Consider the following 14,575-nt stretch of genomic DNA (forward strand, 5'->3'; position numbering starts at 1 on the left):
GGGTACGGCTTCAGCCACTTTCGCGGGAAAAAGCACCGCTGCTGTGTCTTCACCGCGTACTATACCGTTGGAGTCTTGGGTTCTCCCTCCGCTCGTTTCATAAAAATACGAATGGCGAATGATTCGATAATTGAATCATTCGCCATTTTCTAAATTCCTATTTTAATGTCGTAGTCTCTTTTTTTACACTCTACTCCTTCACAGCCCCTTCTGCTACCCCTGCCATGAATTGTCTGCTAAAGATAATAAACAAAATAATCAGTGGTAACGTCGCCATAAGTGTTCCTGCCATAATCATTGCGTAGTCTGTATCATATACCCCATTTAATTGTGACAGCATGACCTGCAAGGTATATTTTTGTGGATCGTTTATTGTAACAAGCGGCCATAAATAGTCATTCCACACATTAATAAATGTAAAAATCCCTAAGAAGGTGAGTGCTGGTCTTAGTGTTGGTAACGCAACGTTCCAATATAACCGGAACATGCCACAGCCATCCAGTCTGCCTGCATCCAGTAAATCGTTTGGCACCGACTCTTGACAAAATTGTCTAATCCAAAAGATCCCAAATGCACTTGCCAAGCTTGGAATAATTAATGCTTTATAGGAATCTACCCAACCAAACTGAGCAATTAACAAGAAGGACGGAACAAAGCTCATTTGAGCAGGGATCATCATTGTGAGTAAGAGAGCCACAAACAGCATATTCTTACCAGGGAATTCGAATTTAGCAAAAGCGAATCCTGCTAATGAACAAAAGAAGAGTACCCCTACCGATGTAACTGTGGAAACAAAAATGGTATTAAATAAAGCTTGAAAAAAGTTAATATTATCAAATACGTCATTAATATTGGTCCACAGTTCTCCCCCGAACGTAAGACGAGGCGGGAATTGTAAGATTTCACTTGTTGTATTTGTTGCCATCACGATGAGCCAATAAAACGGAAAGATTGATATAAAGACTCCGATTAATAGCAAAAGATGTACGATAAGCTTCATATACCAGCGATCATTTGTCATTTCGTTCCCTCCCCCTTATGCTCGTTGAACAAGCTTCCAATTAATAAATGAGAATGCTCCAATGATGATAAACATCATCCAGGAAACAGCTGAGGCATAACCGTAATTGCTATTAATAAAGCCCTCATTATACATATAAAGAGTCATTGTCATCCCTGCTCCACCTACACCGCCTGATAGGCCGAGTAAGACTTCAGGCTCTGTAAAGATCTGCATGGAGCCAATCGTAGTCATAATGACTGTAAATAATATGATTGGACGAAGTAAAGGAATCGTGATACGGAAAAAGATCTGAATCTTATTCGCTCCATCGATTACCGCCGCTTCATATAACGACTTAGGAATACTCTGTAACCCTGCTAAGTAGATGATCGCGTTATACCCAACGAATCTCCATACGACCATTGATGCAATCACTACTTTAATTAAAAACGAAGAATTCATCCATTCAAGCGAGCCAATTCCAATCAGTGAAAGAACATAGTTTAATAATCCATACTGATTACTGAAAATGGTCTCAAAAATAATGGCTACCGCTACGATCGATGTTACGTTTGTAATAAAAAACATCGTTCGGTAAGCGCCCCTCATCCGTAGCCTAGGAAGATTTAATAGGAAGGCGATAACTAATGCAAAAAACAGCATCGGTACACTAGATAAGAACCAGATAGCAAATGTATTCCCAACGGATTGCCAGAAAACAGGTTCAGTTAACAAGTATGAGAATTGTGAGAACCCGACAAATGTCATGTCACCCAACCCGGACCAGCTATGAAAGGATAAATAGAGCGAGAACAAAATAGGAAACAACCCGAAGATTAAAAACAAAATGAAGAAAGGTGAAATAAAAAGATATAAGATTTTATGCTTCCATATTTCACTCCATAAAGAAGGTTTAGTCATTATAGGTTCTACACGTTCACTCGATGGATTCGGAACTGGACGATTCATTCATATCCCTCCTATTCGTTTGTTTGTCTAGATAGTTCTCGGCTAATCTTAGTCTGCACATCTTCCCATGCAGCGTCAGGATCTTTGTTTCCTCTCTCTACTAACGTAAGTTCATCTTCGAAGTAACTTCTTAGCGGGCCGTAAAGATTTCCGTAGTACGTAAGAGGTACATCTTTGGCTGCTTCAGCATACACTTCCATAACCACTTGATCACCGAAGAATGGATCTGGTTGGTACAAATCCTCTGACTCAATGGTTTCAATGGTAGAAGGGAAAAGCTCCACACCCAAGTAATGTTCTTTCTGTGATTCAGTTGATACTAATGCCTTTGTAATTTCAACAGCCAGATCTTTATCCTCTGTAGATTCTAATACGCCTAAAAATGAACCCCCATTGTTTCCTGCTCCTCCAGGTGCTGCTGTAATCCGCCATTCGCCTGCTGTATCAGGTGCAGCGTCCTTTAAGATGTTAGCTTCCCAAACAGCTCCAATAAACGAAGCGATAGATCCATTATTTAATGCTGCATTCCGTTCTCCATCAGCAATTCTTGGAGTTAGCTGCAGTTCGTTAACCTTCATTGTCATATCCCAAGCTTCTCGAACAGATCCGCCGTCCCCAATATATTCTTCATCTGTTGTAAAATATTTATCTGGTTGTTGCTCAATATTTTGTAGATAGGTTCTTAGCAAATTATCGAACATAAAGACTCCTGTACGTTCTTTCATTTGCTCTCCAGCTTCAACATAGGCATCCCACGTATCAATTTGCTCTGCAACATCATCTGGTTCAGAAGGCAGCCCAGCCTCTTCAAATAAGTCAGCCCGATAATATAGTACAGTTGGACCCGTATCAATAGGAAGAGCAATCATTGTGTCTGTCTCCGGATCAATTGCTAAATTCCATTTCCAATCTAAGTAGTCATCCTTTATGTCCTCTACATCGTATTCATTTAAATTGACAAACTTATCACTATATTGAAGATACTCTGATGCCCAGTCATTCATCGCCACGATATCTGGTCCATTGCCTGCAATTAAAGCGGTATGAAGTTTCGTTTTGTACTCTCCCCCCACTTTCTGAGCATTAATTTTGACCCCTGGAAACTCAGCCTCAACGTCTTTTATTACTTGATCATCTAACGCACGATGCCAATACCAAAGAGTAATCGTTGTTTCACCATTTGCTCCTTCCGAACTCGCACAACTAACAAGCATCCCTGTACAAAATGCACCTAGTAAAAGACGATTTAGTCGTTTCATAACATCCTCCTCAAGATATGATAACGCTTACATTTAAACTTTTTTATTAAATAGTTGGACGTACAACTTATAATATATTAAAATGAAATCGATTACAACAAGTTTACTAGGAGGCTTATTTTATGAAACACGTAAATATTTCTGCAGTTGAAAAGCCAATCAGTTCATTAATTCTAGGCTCTGATTATTTTACACCTCAAAACCAAGAAAAAGTAAACGAGATGATTGAGGCGTTTGTAGAGGTTGGTGGTAACACAATTGATACCGCTTACATATATGCGGGTGGTGAAAGTGAAAAAGCGATTGGACACTGGATTGACCAATCCTCTAATCGAGATAAATTAAATATATGGACCAAAGGTGGACATCCAAATCAAAATGGACACACCATTAACCATGGTGAGCTTTATGATCAGCTTCAAACAAGCCTTGAACGTTTAAAGACAGACCATGTAGAACTATATGCACTCCATCGTGATGACTTGACAGTACGTGTAGAAGATATACTTGAGTGGTTAAATGAGCACGTTCAAGCTGGCCGAATTCATGCATTTGGAGCATCAAATTGGAGTACAGAAAGACTTGAAGAAGCGAATCAATATGCAGCTAAAAATGGCATGCAAGGCTTTTCTTTCTCAAGTCCAAACCTGAGTTTAGCTAAAGCAAAAGAACCTTATTGGCCTGGTTGCGTTAGCGCAGATCAACAGATGATTAAGTGGCATGAGCAAAGTCAGCTTCCATTATTCTCTTGGTCCTCACAAGCCAGAGGGTTTTTCACGGGACGTTTTACTCGTGATAATTTAGAGAATGAAGATCTAGTACGTGTTTTTTATAATGATGAGAACTGGGAACGATACGACAGAGCAGAAAAACTGGCGAAAGAGAAACAGTGCAGCTTGATCGAAGTCGCTTTAGCGTATGTATTAAATCAAAGCTTCCCAACGGGTGCCATCATTGGACCACAAAACCGTCAAGAATTGATATCATGTGGGCGCGGAGCTAGTGTTTCATTAACAGCAGATGAAATTGCTTACCTTGATTTACAAAAGTAAAAGGTCTAAAAGAAGAAGGGACATCACAGTAAATTAGTCTAGAAAACACAAATAGTAGAAATTTATCCGCTTAGGGAAAAATGTCGCACCCGTGTGTTACGGACTCAGCCCTGTCTCCACGTGAGTCTCCCATTTGCCCTCCGCTAGTTCTGTATAAAAACGAAAGGCAGACGATCATTTCATCAGATCGTCTGCCTTTTTTGGATGTTTAATTGTTACGTCCCAAGCTCTTAACGTTCATTATATTTTTTGTACCATTTTATCTAACTCATTCTTTCTAGCTTTACGGTAAACAAAAAATGCAAGAGCAACACACCCGACAAGTACGATATAGGTGACATGCTCAAGTATATATTGAATTTGACTAATCATCTGGCCGAAAAAATAACCAATTGAAAAATAGACACCAACCCAGATAGAAGCCGATAAAAAAGCATACGTCGCAAAGGTTACATAACGAATGGACGAAGCCCCTACGCCTAATGGCACAGCATGACGAACAAATGGAAGATAATAGCTGAATAAAAGCGCACGCTTTCCATGCCGATTAATCATCTTTGTACTATCCTCTGCTCTTTGCTTCCATCTAGCTCCAAACCTGTTCTGATTCGACACTGTACGGTTCATTCTCGCTCCAATACTATACCAAATTGTGCCATGACAAATCACTGCAGCGAAGATGGTAAGAAACGTTGGAAGTGGTTCTACGTAAGTAAGTGTAACCATCCACCCACCTGTCATGAGCAGAACTTCGTTAGGAACTGGAAAGATAAATAGACCTATGGCAAAACAAATAAAAAGTGCAGTATAACCATATGGTAAGACATAATTTATCATTTCACTGATCCAATCCATAGTATTCATCTCCTCAGGAAATGAATACCCTTATTTCCCTAAAAGAAAACAAAAAGAATGGCCGTAAAGCCATTCTTTTGTTATCCTTTAAAATATTCTTTATAATAGCCGCCAATTTTTCCTGTGTTATCAATCACAAAGTAAAATTCGTCTGTTTCATTTTTTAGAGGATACGTGTTTCCTACAGTTAATGCACGATTAACCATATACTTTTTGGCATCCGTATGAACACATGTTAGTTCACGAATGGTCTTATTTGTTTCCCACTGTTGATGAATCATTTTCATTACCTGCCTTTAACTCATGATAAAAATAGAGAAGCTGACTCGTCAGCTTCTCTAAGCATACAATACTTATCCTTCTAACAACAAGTTTTCTGGGTCCTCAAGCATTTCCTTCACTTTCACAAGGAAGCTTACTGCTTCTTTACCATCTACAATTCTATGATCATATGAAAGAGCAATGTACATCATCGGACGATTTTCAAAGGTTTCCTCATCAATCGCAACTGGTCTCCATTGAACTTTATGCATACCTAAGATACCAACCTGAGGTGCATTAAGAATTGGTGTAGACCATAATGAACCAAATACTCCACCGTTTGTAATTGTGAAGCTACCTCCCTGTAGATCAGATAAAGCAAGCTTATTATCACGCGCTTTTAGACCTAGATTACGGATTTCACTTTCAATTCCAGCAAATCCTAAGCGATCTGCATCACGAACAACTGGTACAACTAGACCATCGTCCGTTGAAACAGCAATCCCAATGTCATAGTATTTCTTCATTAGGATTTCATCCCCTTGAATCTCTGCATTCAATAACGGGAATTGTTTTAAAGCACCAATTACCGCTTTAGTGAAGAATGACATAAATCCAAGTTTCACGCCCGTTTTTTCTTGGAAGGCATCCTTACGACGCTTACGAAGATCCATTACGTTTGTCATATCAATCTCGTTAAATGTTGTTAACATCGCAGCTGTTTGCTGTGATTCTACTAGACGTTTTGCAATCGTTTGACGACGTCTAGACATTTTAATACGTTCTACAGGCTTGGCAGGATTATCTGCTTGCGCAGGTGCTTTTGTTTCTTTCTTCGTTTCTTGTTTCGGCTCTTCCTTTTTAGAAGAATGGGAATCAACGTCTTGCTTACGGATCGTTCCGTTTGAGCTAATGTCTTTTAATGAGATTCCTTTTTCTCTTGCGCGCTTACGAGCTGAAGGAGTAGCTAGTCTACGCTCATCCTCAGTTAATTCTTCAGAAGATGTTGATTGAGCTGCCTCTTCCTTAGGCTCTTCTTTTGCTTTTGGTGCTGCTTCTTTTTTCTCTTCAGCTTGTTCAGAGCTTTGCTCATTGCTACCTTGATCACTTGATCCATCGCCGCTCTCATCAATAATCGCAATGACTTCTCCGACTTCAACTGTATCACCCGGTTCACGCTTAAGCTCCTTAATCACTCCAGAAAATTCTGATGTGATTTCAATGTTGACCTTATCTGTTTCCAGTTCTGCAATGTACTCTCCTTGATTAACATGATCGCCTACTTTTTTTAACCACTCGGCAATCGTTCCTTCAGTAATCGATTCAGCTAGTTCTGGTACTTTAATTTCAGTCATGATGGATGAGCCTCCTTAGTTTTTACGAGTAAATGTCTCGTTTACAATGCGGGATTGTTCTGTTTTATGAGCAGACGATACACCTTCAGCAGGACTTGAACGATACGTACGTCCAATATAGCTTAATTCAACTTCTTCAGGAAGAATCTCAAGAATACGGGACTCCATAAATGTCCATGCTCCCATGTTCTTCGGTTCTTCTTGCACCCACTTCACTTCTTTTAGATTCGGGAACTTCTGCAAAAGCTCGCGAACAACTCGACGTGGGAATGGATAAAGCTCCTCTACTCTTGCAATATGAATCCAGCTTGTATCTTCCTCTTGGTTTTTCGCTAAATAATCATTTAACTCCACACCAATTTTTCCACTACATAATACAACTCGTTCTACTTTTTCAGTCTCTGAACCAGTAGTCGTATGCTCAAGTACTGGCAGGAATTCACCATCCGTGAACTCGGCTGGCTTTGATGAAGCAGCCTTGTTACGTAGCAAGCTTTTTGGCGTCATAATAATTAAAGGTCTAACTGCATTTTTCTGAAGGATCGCAGCTTGACGACGCAGAATATGAAAATATTGAGCGGCAGATGTACAGTTTGCAACAGTCCAGTTATTTTCCGCTGCCATTTGCAGGAAGCGCTCTAGGCGAGCACTTGAATGCTCTGGTCCCATACCCTCATATCCGTGAGGAAGAAGTAAAACAAGCCCAGATTTTTGGCCCCATTTTGCACGAGCAGCAGACACCCACTGATCAAGCATGACTTGAGCTCCGTTACTAAAGTCTCCAAACTGAGCTTCCCAAAGTACGAGTGTTTCTGGTGAAAAGACATTATAACCATACTCATATCCTACTGCAGCTTGCTCTGACAACGGTGAATTGTAAATAGAAAATGACGCAGCTCCATCTTCAAATTCGTGAAGTGGTGTAATGGTCTTATTCGTTTCACGATCATGTAAAACCGCATGTCTATGAGCAAATGTACCGCGCTCAGTATCCTGGCCCGTCAAGCGAATCGGTGTACCATCAGCAAGAATCGTAGCAAATGCTAAATACTCCCCTAATCCCCAATCAAGCGCTCCGTTTTCTTTGAAGGCATCCAGTCTGCGATTTAGAATCTTTTCAAGTTTTTGATTCGGTTTAAAGTTATCAGGCCACTGTAAGAGCTGTTCATTAATAGACTCCAAACGCTCACGTTCTACCTGTGTTTTTACTTTTGGCAATCCATTTACAATAAAACCAGGGGGGCTAAGCTCTTGCTTATTCTCTGATTTCTTATTTGTAATGGAATCGTATTCCTCTTGTAAAAGATTTGCTTGCTCTTCATCTAGTTGTTTGCCATAATTAGCTTTTACCGTTTCGGCTTCTTCAAGCTGACGAGCATATAGTTCACGAACTGTAGGATGCTTACGAATTTCATCGTATAATACCGGCTGAGTAACAGCTGGCTCATCCCCTTCATTGTGACCATAACGTCGATAACCAATTAAGTCGATTAAGAAGTCTTTTTTAAAGCGTTTACGATATTCAATTGCTACTTTTGTGACTTTTACACAGGCCTCTGCATCATCCGCATTGACGTGAACAATTGGAATTTCAAACCCTTTTGCAGGATCGCTTGCATATGTAGTTGAGCGTGAATCAAAAATTTCTGTTGTGTAACCAATATTATTGTTAGCAATGATATGCAGGCTTCCACCAATTTGGTAGCCATTTAAACGACTTAAGTTTAATGTTTCTGTCACAACACCTTGTCCAGGAAAAGCTGCATCACCATGAATTAAAATAGCCAATGCTTTACTAACGTCCTGTTTAGGTTGACCCTTTTCAGAACGGTCTTCTTGGGCTGCACGTGCGTAGCCTTCTACAATCGGGCTTACAAACTCTAGATGACTAGGGTTGTTTGCAAGTGTAACTCTGGCGGAATGTTGCTCTTTTTCGATGATACGATTCTCACCAAGGTGATATTTAACATCGCCAGTCCAACCATCATTGTATTCTTCTCCGCCTTCTGTAGGTGCAGTACTCTCTTTAGGTGCTTGCAAAAACTCAGAGAAAATACGATTGTAAGGCTTTGCAAGTGTATGTGCCAAAACATTTAATCTTCCTCTATGAGCCATACCAATCATGACGTTTTTTGTTCCTTTATTCATAGACAAATCAATTGATTCATCAAGCATAGGAACAAGAGTATCTAGTCCTTCAATTGAAAATCGTTTTTGACCTACAAACGTACGGTGAATGAATTTCTCGAATCCTTCTACTTCCGTTAAGCGTTTTAATAGATCTTTCTTTTTATCAGTAGTCAGATCCTCAAAGAAGTCGCCTGACTCAACAGCATTTCGTAACCAAATTCTTTCTTCTTCATCTTGAATATGCTCAAATTCAAATGCCGTTGTCTTTGTATAACGATTTTTAAGATGTTCAATGACATCAAAGCCGTTACGTAAATGGGCCGGAGCATTGTTCATTAAAAGTCCTGCTGGAATATTTAATAGGTCTTCCTTTGTTAATTGAAAACGCTCTAAACTAATAAATTCATCGCTTAGCTCTGAACGTAGAATTGGATTGATGTTAGAGACCAAATGACCTTTGGCCCGAATCATATCAGCAAGTTTAACTGCACTTACTACTTTCGTCATCATGTCCGGGTTGAGCGTATTACCTGTTGCCCCTTTTGCACCATCCGTGTCTATTTGAGTTGGAGGCGGACCCCATAATTCAAATTTCTCACGTAGTTCAGGATCAACAGCATTCGCATCCTTTAAAAATTCATCATACAGTTCAATCACAACGCCTAGGTTGGGACCATGAAATCCTTGCCACGGCGCTTCTTGGTTATTCTCCTTGCTGGACATGTGATAATAACCCCCTAAGAAACTTTTCTTCTCTCAACAGTTACCGCTATTTTTTGCAACGCTTACACAGATAGTTTACCATGATTCTGTCTTGCACTCAAAGGAATCTGGTGTTTTCACGAAAATTCGCTATGAGTCTTTCAACAACCATTAAAATTGTACGCCTTTTCATTAAGAAAATCTAGCACTTATTTGGCTTTTTCTGAAAAAATGCGGCCTTTATAAAGAATGTTGTCGAACGTTAAAAATCGTCACTTAACACGTCTTTTGCTACAGTTAAAGTGATTTTTGGTGTTACGGTCGCCAACTTCTCCGTTTCTATTATACGTTAAAGGAACAAACCAAGTAAATCACTTGGTTAAATTCCAGCATATCTTTTTTTTATTTGGTAAAACTGAAGCAGAACATAAGGAGGCAAACCCATGGAAAAAACAATTTGGACAACTGAATCAAATGTACCAAGTTTGGTCATTGTTGATACTGTAAATAACCGATTTGCAATACGAAAGGCAGATACAAGTGGAGAAGTCTTTTCAAATGGGACGGAATTAAAGCAGTGGATCGAACAACATTGGAATCCTTCTCTTTTTGCCGATAGCTCCCAATATGATCAGCTCTTAAAAGAAATTCAGGATGAACTTATTTCTTTTTAAATAAAAGAACATACCATCCACCCTCTCGTATAACCGGGGTACAGGATACTTGCGTAAAGCCTGTCTTTTTTGCGTAAGATTGTAGTTCTTTTTCGTTTGGTACTGGATACATTTCTTCATGTGCGGACATAAAGCTATTAAAGCCTGTGGCAAATCTCTGTCCATGCTTTGAACGAACAAGTGGAGACATAATGAATAAATGCCCTTTTTTGGTTAAAAGTTTTGATGCTCGCTTAAAGAGTTTTAGACGATCCTGATATGAAAAATAATAAAATAAGTTATTCATCATGACCAAGTCATACTGATTCTGATCAATATAGTTCATGAAATCAGCATGTATAAGCGTAATATCTGTTCCCTTCGCTTGTTCAACCGCTTCTTTTTGAACTTTAGCATCCGCCTCAATGCCTGTTAACTGGACATCGGGAAACTTATGATGTAAACGATGCAAATACCCTCCATGTCCACACCCCACATCTAATACTCGTTTCACTTTTTCTTTTTTGACAACAGATGTCATTTTAGGGAACATCACAGATTCAAGAAGGCCAGATGTCTCTGCAACGGTATGCCCTATATCTTCTTCCAGTAGCGAGACTTCATCACCCTTCATTAAATGGCGATAAGATAACATCGTAGGGATATGTAGTTCCATCATTTCTTTTAACAGAATTCCAACTGATTGATGACTCGATTTAGATAGATAGGTCACCATTCGTTTCTTTGATTGAATTTTCTTTCCTTGCTTTCCTTTTAAATATCCGAGTGCCAAGCCCACTTCAACCCATCGTTCTAATAAATCCTCTTTATATGAATATCTTTCTGCGATCAATTTAGTTGTCACAGGTTTTTCAAATGCCTTAAACAAATCAAGACTATATCCTAAATGAGCATGCCAAGCTTGTAGGAAAGGTTCATTTTTCTTCATCCATTTACGTGCTTGCCATAATCTTTGGTACTCTGCTATCATCATTCTCTCCCCCATCACAAGTAACATAGCATCATGTGCTTAATGTTACATTCCCATCCATCAGCCAATTGAAACCGTCGCTGAATTGTCGCTTTCCTTCCATCAACTGAAACGATATAATGAAACTTCAAATTGACAAAGAAGAATACTAGAGGATGACTGTATATGAGAAAAATATTAATGCTTTTACTAGTTGGTCTAGTTGCCATGATCGCTCTGTTTGTGTATCTCTTTCAGTCTAACAATCAAGTCAGACAAATTACGTACAAGACGGTTATTGGTCAACATCAAATCCCAGAGAAATTCGTGCCCGTATACCAAGAAGCAGCTGATGAATACGACATTCCATGGCAGCTACTAGCTTCTGTACACCGAGTTGAAACGATCTTTTCAACAATGAAGCCAATGGAGAGTCCTGTTGGTGCACTAGGACCCTTTCAATTCATGCCTAGAACGTGGGTAGGTTGGTCTCACCCAGGTGGAGATATTGGAGAGCTAGAGGATGATGTGGATTATACAGATCCAGATCTCATAGAGGAGCATAATGGATACGGGATGGATGTGGAAGGAAAAGGAAAAGCTGATCCCTTTGATATTATAGATTCTGCTTATGCAGCCGCTTCTTTTCTATCTGATCACGGTGCATCAGAAGGTGATTTAGAAGGTGCGTTGTTCTCGTATAATAAAAGCGAAGAATATGTAGAGGAAGTCATGAGTTATTACGATGCATATCAAGAGAATTATGAATTAATTACTCTCCCGTTAGATGATCAAGATTGATTCGTATAGACAGGTTGCTCTGTTTGTTCTTCAACTTCTACAGGTTTAATATATGAAGGTTCATGTTTCAGTTGCATCTGTTTTTCATCGGGCTTTGTCTGTCCTAAGTCTGGCAAGCTACAACCTGCTACTAGAAAGATCCATATGAGAAAAAGACTATATCGTAACTGTTTCAATGAAACCACTCTTTCTATTACGTAGTGAAATAAAGGGTATGACCCATTTTATCATTCTTTTCTAGTCATGCATATTATTCGATTCCCTTACTCTATCATGGTATGCTTGTAGCGTCTGACATATTTATTAGAGGGAGCTGGGTTAAATGGACTTCGTAACGTTAAATAACGGTTTAAAGATGCCTCAATTAGGATTTGGAGTTTGGCAGGTTCCTGATGAAGAAGCAACACCTGCTGTAAAAAAAGCACTAGAAGTTGGCTATCGCTCCATTGATACTGCTATGATCTACAAGAATGAAAAAGGTGTAGGAGAGGCACTCAAGGATACGAGTATTGATCGTTCAGATTTGTTCATTACGACAAAAGTATGGAATGGTGATCAAGGCTATGATTCAACAATAAAAGCCTTTAATGAAAGTTTAGAGCGTCTTGGTCTAGACTATGTTGATTTGTACCTTATCCACTGGCCTACTCCAATGTATGATACGTATGTAGATACATACAAAGCGATGGAAACTCTTTATAAAGAAGGTAAAGTTAAAGCCATTGGTGTATGTAACTTTGAAATTGAGCATCTGCAAAGATTGCTTGATGAGTGCGAAGTTGTACCTGTACTTAATCAAATTGAGTGTCACCCTTATTTAGCTCAAGATGAACTTAAAGACTTCTGTGCTAAGCATAATATCTTTGTAGAAGCTTGGAGTCCACTCATGCAAGGTGGAGATGTTTTAACTGACTCCAAAGTCGTTGAAATTGCAAATGCTCACGATAAAACTCCAGCTCAAGTTGTGTTGCGTTGGCACTTACAGAATAACACGATTGTTATTCCTAAGTCAGTTACCCCAACACGTATTGAAGAGAACTTTAATGTGTTTGATTTTGAGCTTTCAGAGGATGAGATGAATACTATTCACTCGCTTAATAGTGGAACGAGACGTGGCGCTCATCCGAATGACATGGATAAACGTTAAGTAAACGAAAGACTCGAAGCTTTTGCTTTGAGTCTTTTTTTCTTTTTTATTTAAATAGTTGCTTTTGATAATGAATATCATTATTATATAGAGGGTATACTAAACGATTGAATGAAACGTGGAGGTTTTTACAAATGAGAACGATACATACATTAAAGAAATCTAAATACATGATAGCACTGGCTAGTGCAAGTATTCTGGCACTGTCGGCTTGCGGCTCATCTACTGATGATGAATCAACTGATTCAACTGATTCAACCGATTCATCTGACGCGACAAATGAAACGAACATCATGACAGATGCAATGGGTCATGAAGTAGAAATTCCAGAAAACCCTGAGCGTGTTCTTGGAACGTATTTAGAGGATTATCTTGTTACCCTTGGTGTAACGCCTGTTGCCCAGTGGTCTGCTCCTAATGGTACTCAAGTGTATCTTGAAGATCAATTAGAAGGAGTCCCCCCTATTTCTTCTGAGTTACCGCTTGAAGAAGTAGCGAGTACTAATCCTGACTTTATCTTAATTGAAAATGAAGCCCAATTGGAGTCTGGGTTGTATGAGCAATACAATTCGATTGCACCAACATTCGTCTTAGGAGATGACGTTACAAATGATTGGCGTAAAACTCTAACGGAGCTCGGTAAGATCCTTGATAAATCAGATGAAGCTGATCAAGCTCTTGCTGAGTACGATTCACTTGTTGAAGATTCTAAAGAAGAAATTCAAAAAGCAATTGGAGATGAAAAAGTGGCAGCGATCTGGTATATAGGTGATACGTATTACACAGTGTCTCCAACGCAATCAAGTGGAGCAACGTTGTTTGAAGATCTAGATCTCGAGCCTGCTAATATTATTGCAGATCTTCCAAAGGATAACATCGAACAATGGAATCCGGTTACGCTTGAAGCACTTGCTGAACTAGATGCAGATCACCTTATCTTTATTAATAGTTCTGAAGAAGCAGCAGATGATTTATTAAACGATCCAGTATGGGCGAATGTGCCAGCAGTTTCAAAAGAGCAGGTTTACCCTGTTACTAGAGAATCCTCATGGTTGTACAACGGTTTACAAGCTCATACACAAACCATTGAATCTGCAAAAGAGCTTTTAACAAATTAATCAACCAAATATTTAACAGTAATGAAAAAGGCTAATGATTTTAAAATCATTAGCCTTCTTTTTAATTCTAAGATAGAATAGCAATAATCGGAATTGAAAGAGCCACGATTGGGACAAGCACCCAATACCATTCGCTGGACTTTTCTTCTACGTATCCGGTTGCCTGTAGCTCTTCCACTTCTTTTCTTAATTCATCAATTTCCTGCTGCATTTGCTCGAGTCTTTCCTCAGTTTCGTTCATTCTTCTCCTCCTTCATCATTCTTTTACTCTAGTATAGCTTCCATTATTTTCATCTACAA

Annotated in this window: 15 protein-coding genes; 5 read left to right on the plus strand and 10 right to left on the minus strand. The window is 39.2% G+C overall.

The genetic code is table 11. The features are described 5' to 3' along the window. Positions 1-190: 190 nt before the first annotated feature. From JNO66_RS04945 to JNO66_RS04955, 3 genes are read right to left on the minus strand one after another with little or no spacing between them, the layout of a single operon-like run. Positions 191-1,021 (minus strand): carbohydrate ABC transporter permease, encoded by an 831-nt coding sequence (locus JNO66_RS04945; RefSeq protein ID WP_203087078.1) that lies wholly within the window; start codon positions 1,019-1,021, stop codon positions 191-193. A gap of 15 nt (positions 1,022-1,036) precedes the next feature. Further along, positions 1,037-1,924 (minus strand): carbohydrate ABC transporter permease, encoded by an 888-nt coding sequence (locus tag JNO66_RS04950; protein WP_203087507.1) that lies wholly within the window; start codon positions 1,922-1,924, stop codon positions 1,037-1,039. A gap of 59 nt (positions 1,925-1,983) precedes the next feature. Then, positions 1,984-3,231 carry an ABC transporter substrate-binding protein gene (locus JNO66_RS04955; RefSeq protein WP_203087079.1) on the minus strand — a complete coding sequence of 416 codons (1,248 nt, stop codon included), beginning with the start codon at positions 3,229-3,231 and terminating at the stop codon, positions 1,984-1,986. Between the two features lie 122 nt (positions 3,232-3,353). Here JNO66_RS04955 and JNO66_RS04960 point away from each other — a divergent pair, with 122 nt between their 5' ends. Next, complete coding sequence (locus JNO66_RS04960) at positions 3,354-4,283, plus strand: aldo/keto reductase (protein WP_203087080.1); 930 nt, start codon at positions 3,354-3,356, stop codon at positions 4,281-4,283. Positions 4,284-4,523: 240 nt separating this feature from the next. On the opposite strand, the gene JNO66_RS04965 is transcribed toward JNO66_RS04960, so the two are convergent. From JNO66_RS04965 to JNO66_RS04980, 4 genes are all read right to left on the minus strand, one after another. Next, positions 4,524-5,138, minus strand: a complete 615-nt coding sequence (locus JNO66_RS04965; RefSeq protein ID WP_203087081.1) for a DedA family protein — start codon at positions 5,136-5,138, stop codon at positions 4,524-4,526. Positions 5,139-5,218: 80 nt separating this feature from the next. Further along, positions 5,219-5,419 (minus strand): DUF6501 family protein, encoded by a 201-nt coding sequence (locus tag JNO66_RS04970; protein ID WP_203087082.1) that lies wholly within the window; start codon positions 5,417-5,419, stop codon positions 5,219-5,221. Between the two features lie 72 nt (positions 5,420-5,491). Next, positions 5,492-6,754: a dihydrolipoyllysine-residue succinyltransferase gene (gene sucB, locus JNO66_RS04975; RefSeq protein ID WP_203087083.1), complete on the minus strand. Its 1,263-nt coding sequence runs from the start codon at positions 6,752-6,754 to the stop codon at positions 5,492-5,494. A gap of 15 nt (positions 6,755-6,769) precedes the next feature. Continuing rightward, entirely contained in the window at positions 6,770-9,607 is a 2,838-nt protein-coding gene (locus tag JNO66_RS04980; RefSeq protein WP_203087084.1) for a 2-oxoglutarate dehydrogenase E1 component, read from the minus strand. A 422-nt stretch (positions 9,608-10,029) separates the two neighbouring features. Here JNO66_RS04980 and JNO66_RS04985 point away from each other — a divergent pair, with 422 nt between their 5' ends. Then, positions 10,030-10,260: a hypothetical protein gene (locus tag JNO66_RS04985; protein ID WP_203087085.1), complete on the plus strand. Its 231-nt coding sequence runs from the start codon at positions 10,030-10,032 to the stop codon at positions 10,258-10,260. Here JNO66_RS04985 and JNO66_RS04990 read toward each other — a convergent pair. Further along, the gene (locus JNO66_RS04990; protein WP_246483164.1) at positions 10,247-11,230 is read right to left on the minus strand and encodes a class I SAM-dependent methyltransferase; all 984 of its coding nucleotides are present in this window, start codon (positions 11,228-11,230) and stop codon (positions 10,247-10,249) included. The genes JNO66_RS04985 and JNO66_RS04990 overlap by 14 nt on opposite strands. Before the next feature lie 165 nt (positions 11,231-11,395). Here JNO66_RS04990 and JNO66_RS04995 point away from each other — a divergent pair, with 165 nt between their 5' ends. After that, positions 11,396-12,010, plus strand: coding sequence for a lytic transglycosylase domain-containing protein (locus JNO66_RS04995; RefSeq protein WP_203087087.1), 615 nt, complete (start codon positions 11,396-11,398; stop codon positions 12,008-12,010). On the opposite strand, the gene JNO66_RS05000 is transcribed toward JNO66_RS04995, so the two are convergent. Further along, positions 12,001-12,186 carry a hypothetical protein gene (locus tag JNO66_RS05000; RefSeq protein ID WP_203087088.1) on the minus strand — a complete coding sequence of 62 codons (186 nt, stop codon included), beginning with the start codon at positions 12,184-12,186 and terminating at the stop codon, positions 12,001-12,003. The two genes, JNO66_RS04995 and JNO66_RS05000, sit on opposite strands and share 10 nt — an antisense overlap. Before the next feature lie 146 nt (positions 12,187-12,332). On the opposite strand from JNO66_RS05000, the gene JNO66_RS05005 reads away from it, so the two are divergent. Together JNO66_RS05005 and JNO66_RS05010 are read left to right on the plus strand one after the other, a co-directional pair. Then, the gene (locus tag JNO66_RS05005) at positions 12,333-13,157 is read left to right on the plus strand and encodes an aldo/keto reductase (RefSeq protein WP_203087089.1); all 825 of its coding nucleotides are present in this window, start codon (positions 12,333-12,335) and stop codon (positions 13,155-13,157) included. A gap of 134 nt (positions 13,158-13,291) precedes the next feature. After that, complete coding sequence (locus JNO66_RS05010; protein ID WP_203087090.1) at positions 13,292-14,275, plus strand: ABC transporter substrate-binding protein; 984 nt, start codon at positions 13,292-13,294, stop codon at positions 14,273-14,275. Between the two features lie 67 nt (positions 14,276-14,342). Here the strand turns inward: JNO66_RS05010 and JNO66_RS05015 are convergent, their stop codons facing one another. Further along, entirely contained in the window at positions 14,343-14,516 is a 174-nt protein-coding gene (locus JNO66_RS05015; RefSeq protein ID WP_203087091.1) for a hypothetical protein, read from the minus strand. Between the last annotated feature and the right edge of the window lie 59 nt (positions 14,517-14,575).

It is taken from the genome of Alkalicoccobacillus gibsonii (assembly GCF_016798245.1).
Lineage (GTDB): Bacteria > Bacillota > Bacilli > Bacillales > Bacillaceae_D > Alkalicoccobacillus > Alkalicoccobacillus gibsonii.

Coding starts and splice junctions, on each gene's coding strand:
- JNO66_RS04945 (WP_203087078.1), bottom strand. CDS start 1,021: ATGACAAATGATCGCTGGTATATGAAGCTTATCGTACATCTTTTGCTA.
- JNO66_RS04950 (WP_203087507.1), bottom strand. CDS start 1,924: ATGACTAAACCTTCTTTATGGAGTGAAATATGGAAGCATAAAATCTTA.
- JNO66_RS04955 (WP_203087079.1), bottom strand. CDS start 3,231: ATGAAACGACTAAATCGTCTTTTACTAGGTGCATTTTGTACAGGGATG.
- JNO66_RS04960 (WP_203087080.1), top strand. CDS start 3,354: ATGAAACACGTAAATATTTCTGCAGTTGAAAAGCCAATCAGTTCATTA.
- JNO66_RS04965 (WP_203087081.1), bottom strand. CDS start 5,138: ATGGATTGGATCAGTGAAATGATAAATTATGTCTTACCATATGGTTAT.
- JNO66_RS04970 (WP_203087082.1), bottom strand. CDS start 5,419: ATGATTCATCAACAGTGGGAAACAAATAAGACCATTCGTGAACTAACA.
- sucB (WP_203087083.1), bottom strand. CDS start 6,754: ATGACTGAAATTAAAGTACCAGAACTAGCTGAATCGATTACTGAAGGA.
- JNO66_RS04980 (WP_203087084.1), bottom strand. CDS start 9,607: ATGTCCAGCAAGGAGAATAACCAAGAAGCGCCGTGGCAAGGATTTCAT.
- JNO66_RS04985 (WP_203087085.1), top strand. CDS start 10,030: ATGGAAAAAACAATTTGGACAACTGAATCAAATGTACCAAGTTTGGTC.
- JNO66_RS04990 (WP_246483164.1), bottom strand. CDS start 11,230: ATGATAGCAGAGTACCAAAGATTATGGCAAGCACGTAAATGGATGAAG.
- JNO66_RS04995 (WP_203087087.1), top strand. CDS start 11,396: ATGAGAAAAATATTAATGCTTTTACTAGTTGGTCTAGTTGCCATGATC.
- JNO66_RS05005 (WP_203087089.1), top strand. CDS start 12,333: ATGGACTTCGTAACGTTAAATAACGGTTTAAAGATGCCTCAATTAGGA.
- JNO66_RS05010 (WP_203087090.1), top strand. CDS start 13,292: ATGAGAACGATACATACATTAAAGAAATCTAAATACATGATAGCACTG.
- JNO66_RS05015 (WP_203087091.1), bottom strand. CDS start 14,516: ATGAACGAAACTGAGGAAAGACTCGAGCAAATGCAGCAGGAAATTGAT.